Here is a 6,809-nt window from a genome sequence, read left to right as displayed (position 1 = left end):
GCCAGACCCCACTTCGCGGACACGCCCTAGGGGCGGCCGGCCGGACCGGCCGCCCCCGAGGTCACCTTGCCCCGCTTCGCAGCCACACCGCCGTGTCCGGGGGGAGTTGGCCGTCGGGCAGGGGGTCGCTCGCCAGGAGGGGCTCCGCCCCGTCCGGCACGGAGAGCGGTACGGGGCGGTCCGAGAGGTTGACCCGGCACACCAGGCCGGCGCCCTTCCGGAAGGCCAGTTCGCCGGGGGCCGACGGCAGCCAGGTGAAGCTCTCGTCGCCGAGAAAGTCCCGGCGCAGCGCCAGCGCCGTACGGTACAGCTCCAGGAAGGAGCCGGCCCGGCCGGTCTGCGCCTCGACGGAGCGTTCGCCCCACCCGTCGGGCTGCGGCAGCCAGCTGCCGCCCGCGCCGAAGCCGTACGAGGAACCGTCCCGTGTCCACGGCAGCGGCACCCGGCAGCCGTCGCGGCCCTTCTGGCCGTGGCCCGTGCGCTCCCACATCGGGTCGCGCAGGGCCTCCGCCGGCAGGTCGGCCACCTCGGGCAGGCCCAGTTCCTCGCCCTGGTAGAGGTACGTGGTCCCGGGCAGCGCGAGGGTCAGCAGCGCGGCGGCCCGGGCGCGCCGCCGGCCGCGGGTGTCGTCGACCGCCGGTTCGCGGCCGTCGCCGGTGACCCAGGCCCGCAGGTCGGTGCCCTCGGGGAGGCCGTAGCGGGTGCGGTGGCGTACGACGTCGTGGTTGGAGAGCACCCACGTCGGCAGGGAGCCGGTGGTCGCCGCGTCGGCGAGCGACGTGTCGACGACGTCCCGGAAGGCGCCGGACTCCCACGGGCAGCGCAGGTGGAAGAAGTTGAAGGCCTGGTGGAGTTCGTCGGGCCGGGTGTAGAGCGGCAGCCTCGCGGCGCTGACCCCCGCCTCGGCGACCATGATCCGGGGCGGTGCGTACGCGTCGGTGATCTTCCGCCAGACGCGGTATATGTCGTGGACCTCGTCGCGGTCCCAGAACGGGTGGTTCAGGCCCGCGGGCGGCGAGTTGAGGGGCGCGGTGTCGCCGCCGTGGGTGTCGCGCAGCGGCGGGGCGAGGTCCTTGCGCAGGCCGTGCGCGACGTCGACGCGGAACCCGTCGACCCCGAGGTCGAGCCAGAACCGCAGGGTGTCCTCGAAGTCGGCGGCGACCTCGGGGTTGTCCCAGTTCAGGTCGGGCTGCTCGGAGGCGAAGATGTGCATGTACCACTGGCCGTCCGGGACCCGGGTCCAGGCGGGGCCGCCGAACTTGGACTGCCAGTCGGCGGGCGGCTCGGCGCCGCCGGGGCCCGTGCCCTCGCGGAAGATGAACCGGTCGCGGGCGGCGGAGCGGGGGGCCGCCGCCAGTGCCTCCTGGAACCAGGGGTGCTGGTCGGAGCAGTGGTTGGGGACGATGTCGACGATGGTACGGAGGCCCAGGTCCCGGGCCCTGGCGAGGAGCGCGCGGAAGTCGTCCAGGGTGCCGTGGCGGGGGTCGACGCCCCGGTAGTCGGCGACGTCGTAGCCGCCGTCGGCGAGCGGGGAGGGGTAGAACGGCGTCAGCCAGACGGCGTCCGCGCCGAGGTCCGCCACGTGCCCGAGGCGGTCGGTGATGCCCCGGAGGTCGCCCATGCCGTCACCGTCGGCGTCGGCGAAGCTGGGGACGTACACCTGGTAGACGACGGACTCGCGCCACCAGTCGGGGCGGGGCCCGCCGGGGGCGGCCCGCCCGCCCGGGGAGGTGGCCGGGGCGTGGCCGGAGCCGGTGCGGTCTTGGCCGTCGGCGCTGACGTCCGGGATCGCGTGCTGTGTCACTGAAACCTCTCGTGCCGTGCTCGGGGGACGCCTGGGTGGCGTGCGGTGCGATCATCCCCCAGGGGGCGCAAGAGGAGAGCAGGGCGGCGCGGAACCGGTGGGGCTCGCGGGAGTGATGGGGCGCACGGGGGCGGTGGGTGGTCCGGTGGCGGCCCGGCCGCGTGGGACGCCGGGTCAGCGGGGCGTCAGCGAGGAGTCCGTACGTCCTTGGCGCGGCCGAGTCGCGCGGCGGCGCGGGCGGCCTGGACCGCGTACTGCCCCTTCGCCTCGGACGAGCGGAGGGAGCGCAGCGCCAGCAGCAGGACGCCGATGTCGTCGAGGTACACCGGGTCCGGCACCAGGTCGGTGGGGAGGATCAGGTAGCCGATCGCGGCCCAGAACATCCACTTGCGCCGCTCCGGCACCCCTGCGGCCCGCAGCGCGCGCCGGGCCCGTACGAGACGGACGGCGAGGGTGAGCGCGCCGGCGAGGGTGATCAGCGCTAGCACGACGCCGACGGCGATGAGAATCATGAGTTCGTTGCTCATTGCGGTCTCCTCCGCCGGGGTCCTGGTTCAGGTCTCCCTACCGGTACCCCGCGACGGCCCGTCCCACCACGCGCACCGGCGGCACATACGCCACCACGGACGCAAGGGGGCACCTCCGGCCGAATCGGCGAGCCGCATGAGGCTGTTCGGCGGGCCAGGAGGCCGCATACGATCAGATCCGGCCAAGATCATCGTGCGGGCATATCGGTGATACAGGTCACAACGGGCTCCCGCGCCCCGGGAGTTGATCTCGTATTCGGCCGCCCTTCAGCAGGCGCGGCGGGTCCGCCGGACGCTACGCGCGTCACGTCCGGCGCGGCAGGCGCCCGCGCAGCCCTCCGGCGCACGGCCGGATGACGTCATCGGACAACTGCGGTGCTCGGCAGGGGTACGTGCCATGGACACCCGGTTCACTCCCGGTCGCGACACGGGTGCACTCCCGCACCACCCGCCCCTCCCGTGTACGCCACATCCCGCCGCCGGACCGTGATCCTTCCGGCCGCCGCCGCCCGCCCCGGGCCGTACCGTCCCCGCGCGCCGGGCGGCGCGCTCCGGCGGTCCAGAAGTGGGCCTTGTCCAGAAAGGGAACTGGAGTCAACTATTCACTCCGTGCGATTGACAGGTTCACGGCCAAAACCGAATGGCGGTGGACAGTCGCACGCCAGCGGTCCGCTTACCCGACGGGCCGCGCGTTTCCCCCATCAATGGAGGATGTTGTGACCTTCAAGCGCCTTTCCCCCCTCGGCTCGATCTCCAGACGCGTCCGTGTTCTCGCGGTCGCCTCCGGTCTGGTGACCGTCGCCGCGCTTGCGGCCCCGACTGCTATCGCCCAGCCCGCCCCCGTCGCCCCCCTGGCGACCCAGCTCGCCGCCGCGGACGCCGGCGTGCGCAGCGCCGCCGTCGTCGGTTCCGCCTGGTACACGGACGCCGCCTCCGGCAAGGTCGTCGTCACCGTGGACAGCACGGTCTCCGCCGCCGAGATATCGGAGATCAAGGGCTCCGTCCCGGACGACTCCAAGCTCACGATCAAGAAGACCCCCGGCACGTTCACCCCCCTCATCGCCGGCGGCCAGGCCATCTACGCCGGGGGCAGCCGCTGCTCCCTCGGCTTCAACGTCCGTAGCGGCAGCACGTACTACGCGCTGACCGCCGGGCACTGCACCAACATCAGCGCCAACTGGTACACCAACTCGGCGGGCACCTCGGCGCTCGGCACCCGCGCGGGAACCAGCTTCCCGGGCAACGACTACGGCATCATCCGTCTCGCCAACGCGTCGCTCGCCGACGGCCGGGTCTCCCTCTACAACGGCTCGTACCAGGAGATCTCGTCCGCCGGTAACGCCAGCGTCGGCCAGCGCGTGACCCGCAGTGGCTCCACCACCGGGGTCCACACCGGTACGGTCCAGGCCACCAACGCGACCGTCCAGTACCCGCAGGGCACGGTCTCCGGCCTGATCCAGACCAACGTCTGCGCCGAGCCGGGCGACAGTGGCGGCGCGCTCTTCGCCGGCACCGTGGCGCTGGGCCTGACCTCCGGCGGCAGCGGCAACTGCTCCTCCGGCGGCACCACGTTCTTCCAGCCGGTCACGGAGGCGCTGAGCGTCTACGGGGTCAGCATCTTCTAAGCACGTCAAACGTCTTCCAGGCGCGTCAGCGCCTTCTGGACGGAACGTCCCCGGTCGCCGGGCGGGCATCGCGCCCGTCCGGCGGCCGGGGACACGTCTGTTCCGGGGCGTGCGGGGACCTTCCCGGCCTCAGCCCAGGGCCGCCGCCGCGGGCAGCGTGACCTCGAAGCGGCAGCCGCCCGTGACGTTGTGGACGGCGGTACGGCCCGCGTGGGCCTCCACGATGCCCCGGACGATCGCCAGCCCGAGCCCCGCGCCCGCCGGGGGCGTACGGGCCGGGGTGCCCCGCCAGCCGGTGTCGAACACCCGGGGCAGGTCCTCCACCGGGATCCCCCCGCAGCCGTCCGTGACGGACAGCACGACGGAGTCCGCCCGCCGCACCGCCGCCACCGCGACCGTGCCGTCGGCGGGCGTCCGGTGGATGGCGTTGACGAGCAGGTTGGCCAGCACGCGGGTCATCTCCTTGCCGTCCACCTCGACCGGCACGGCCTCGATGCTCCCGCCGACCAGCCGGACCCCGTGCTCCCTGGCGAGCGGGTCCACCCCCGCCAGCGCCTCCCCCACCAGGTCGTAGACCGACATCCGGGTCGGCGCGAGGGCCAGCGCCCCGGCGTGGATACGGGACAGCTCGAAGAGGTCGCCGACCATCGAGTTCAGCCGCTCGACCTCGGCCCTGATCTGCCGGAAGTAGCGGTCCGGGTCCTGGACCACCCCGTCCTCCAGCGCCTCCGACATCGCGCGCAGGCCGGCGAGCGGGGTCCGCAGGTCGTGCGAGATCCAGGCGACCAGCTCACGACGGGAGGTCTCCAGGGCGCGCTCCCGCTCCCGGGACGCGGCGAGCTTGGCGCTGGTCGCGGCCAGCTCCCTGCCCAGCTCGGACAGTTCGGCGGTGGAGTCCCCGTCGGGCGCGGCGAAGCTGCCCCCGTTCCCGAAGGAGCGGGCGGCGAGCGCCAGGTCGTGGCTCCGGGCCACCACCCACCGGCCCAGCAGCATCGCGGTGGCGAGCGAGACGACCGCGGCCATCGCCGCGACCGTGGTGACGACCGACAGGTCGTGCGTCGACAGGAACATCGCCCAGGCGACCGCGAGCGTCCCCCCGAGCATCGCGACGACCGTGACCGCGGCGACGACGGTCAGCGAGACGAGCACCGAGCGGTGGCGGAGCAGCCGCAGGACGAGGGCGCCGAGCAGCCCGGCGGCCCCGGCGCCGAGGAACGCGTACAGGGCGATGAGGAGCATGTCGGTCATGGTGCTCCTCAGCTCCCGTCGGACGGTACGGGGGCGGGCGTCGCGGACGTCACATCGGCGGACGACGTCACGGACGGGGGGAGCGCCGCGGCGGCGGGTGCTTCCACGGGTGCCTCCGCCGATGCGTCCGCCGGTATCTCCGACGATGGGTCCGCCGGGGCCTCCGCCGGTACGTCGAAGCGGTAGCCGACCCCCCAGACCGTACGGATCAGCCGCGGGGCCGCCGGATCGTCCTCGACCTTGCCGCGCAGCCGCCGTACGTGCACGGTGACCGTCGACAGATCGCCGAACTCCCACCCCCACACGTCGTGCATCAGCTGCTCCCGGGCGATGGCCTGCCCCGGGTGGCGCATGAGGTGGGCGAGCAGGTCGAACTCCCGGAGGGTGAGCGAGAGCACCCGGCCGTCCTTGGTGACGCGGCGGGCCGCCGGGTCCAGCGTGATCCCGGCGACGGTCAGCCGGGGCCCGGCCGACGCGTCCCGGTCCGGGCGCCCCCGCCGCAGGACGGACTCGACGCGCAGCACCAGCTCCCGGGGGCTGAACGGCTTGGTGACGTAGTCGTCCGCGCCGATCTCCAGCCCGAGGATCCGGTCGTCCTCGTCACCGCGCGCGGTGAGCATGATCACCGGTACGGGCCCCGCCGCGCGCAGCCTGCGGCACACCTCCAGGCCGTCCATACCGGGCAGCATCAGGTCGAGCAGCACCAGCGAGGGCGGCTTCCCGGCGGCGAGCCGCAGCGCCTGCGGCCCGTCGGCGGCCCGGTCGACGGCGAAGCCGGCCCGTTCCAGGTAGCCGGTGACGACCTCGGCGACGGTGGGATCGTCGTCGACGACCAGGATGGTGTGCATGACGGCAAGTCTCCTCGGACGGCGACCGGTGCACCGCCCCTCACCTCTTACGAAACCATGACGTCCGATGCGTACGAGCCCCACGTCCGATTCCTTCAAGACCACGGGGCGGCGGGTGCCTACGGTGGGTGCATGACTCCTCGACTCGACGCGACCTCCCTGGTCGTCTCCGACATGGCGGCCTCGCTCGCCTTCTACCGCCTCCTCGGCCTGGACATCCCGGCCGACGCGGACGCCGCGCCCCACGTGGAGGTCCGGCTTCCGGGCGGTACGCGGGTCCTCTGGGACACGGAGGACACGGTCCGGTCCTTCGACCCGGGCTTCACGCCCCCGAAGGGAGGCGGGCGGATCGGGCTCGCCTTCCTCTGCGAGAGTCCCGCCGAGGTGGACGCGACGTACGCGGCGCTGACCGCCGCCGGGCACCGGGGGCACCTCGAGCCGTGGGACGCCGTCTGGGGACAGCGTTACGCGATCGTCCTCGACCCGGACGGCTGCGAGGTCTCGCTCTTCGCCAGCGCGGCGTAGGCGCCCAGGGTGAGACCCGCCAGCTCGCGGGTCTCGCGCGCGAGATGCGCCTGGTCCGCGCATCCGGCGGCCGTGGCAGCCGACGCGTACGGCATCCCCGCCCGTACGAAACCCAGCGCGCGCTGGAAGCGGAGCACGCGGGCGAGGGTCTTGGGCCCGTACCCGAAGGCGTCCAGCGAGCGGCGGTGCAGCTGGCGGGCGCCGAGCCCGACGGCGTCGGCGGTCGCGGCCA

The 6,809-nt window shown here is 73.8% G+C and carries 7 protein-coding genes; 2 read left to right on the top strand and 5 right to left on the bottom strand.

Annotated elements, in window-relative coordinates; genetic code table 11:
- Positions 1-61: 61 nt before the first annotated feature.
- Both GT042_RS24235 and GT042_RS24230 read right to left on the bottom strand, forming a co-directional pair.
- Complete coding sequence (locus GT042_RS24235) at positions 62-1,660, bottom strand: glycoside hydrolase family 13 protein (RefSeq protein ID WP_345943896.1); 1,599 nt, start codon at positions 1,658-1,660, stop codon at positions 62-64.
- Between the two features lie 329 nt (positions 1,661-1,989).
- On the bottom strand, positions 1,990-2,331 hold the full coding sequence (locus tag GT042_RS24230) for a DUF1232 domain-containing protein (RefSeq protein WP_161310846.1): 342 nt from the start codon (positions 2,329-2,331) through the stop codon (positions 1,990-1,992).
- A 716-nt stretch (positions 2,332-3,047) separates the two neighbouring features.
- On the opposite strand from GT042_RS24230, the gene GT042_RS24225 reads away from it, so the two are divergent.
- Positions 3,048-3,956 (top strand): S1 family peptidase, encoded by a 909-nt coding sequence (locus tag GT042_RS24225; protein ID WP_161310845.1) that lies wholly within the window; start codon positions 3,048-3,050, stop codon positions 3,954-3,956.
- A 129-nt stretch (positions 3,957-4,085) separates the two neighbouring features.
- Here GT042_RS24225 and GT042_RS24220 read toward each other — a convergent pair whose 3' ends face one another.
- Both GT042_RS24220 and GT042_RS24215 read right to left on the bottom strand, forming a co-directional pair.
- On the bottom strand, positions 4,086-5,204 hold the full coding sequence (locus GT042_RS24220) for a HAMP domain-containing sensor histidine kinase (RefSeq protein ID WP_161310844.1): 1,119 nt from the start codon (positions 5,202-5,204) through the stop codon (positions 4,086-4,088).
- Between the two features lie 8 nt (positions 5,205-5,212).
- A complete protein-coding gene (locus tag GT042_RS24215) occupies positions 5,213-6,052 on the bottom strand; it encodes a response regulator transcription factor (RefSeq protein WP_161310843.1) in 840 nt (279 codons plus the stop codon).
- Between the two features lie 132 nt (positions 6,053-6,184).
- On the opposite strand from GT042_RS24215, the gene GT042_RS24210 reads away from it, so the two are divergent.
- The gene (locus GT042_RS24210) at positions 6,185-6,577 is read left to right on the top strand and encodes a VOC family protein (RefSeq protein ID WP_161310842.1); all 393 of its coding nucleotides are present in this window, start codon (positions 6,185-6,187) and stop codon (positions 6,575-6,577) included.
- Here GT042_RS24210 and GT042_RS24205 read toward each other — a convergent pair.
- Positions 6,517-6,809, bottom strand: a 293-nt coding sequence (locus GT042_RS24205) for a helix-turn-helix domain-containing protein (protein WP_161310841.1), incomplete at its 5' end; no start/stop codon positions are given. The genes GT042_RS24210 and GT042_RS24205 overlap by 61 nt on opposite strands.

The sequence above is a fragment of the Streptomyces sp. SID3212 genome (assembly GCF_009865405.1).
In the GTDB taxonomy this organism is placed as follows: Bacteria; Actinomycetota; Actinomycetes; order Streptomycetales; family Streptomycetaceae; genus Streptomyces.
Note: the sequence above shows the minus strand (reverse complement) of the source record. Positions and strands in the feature narration are given on the sequence as shown.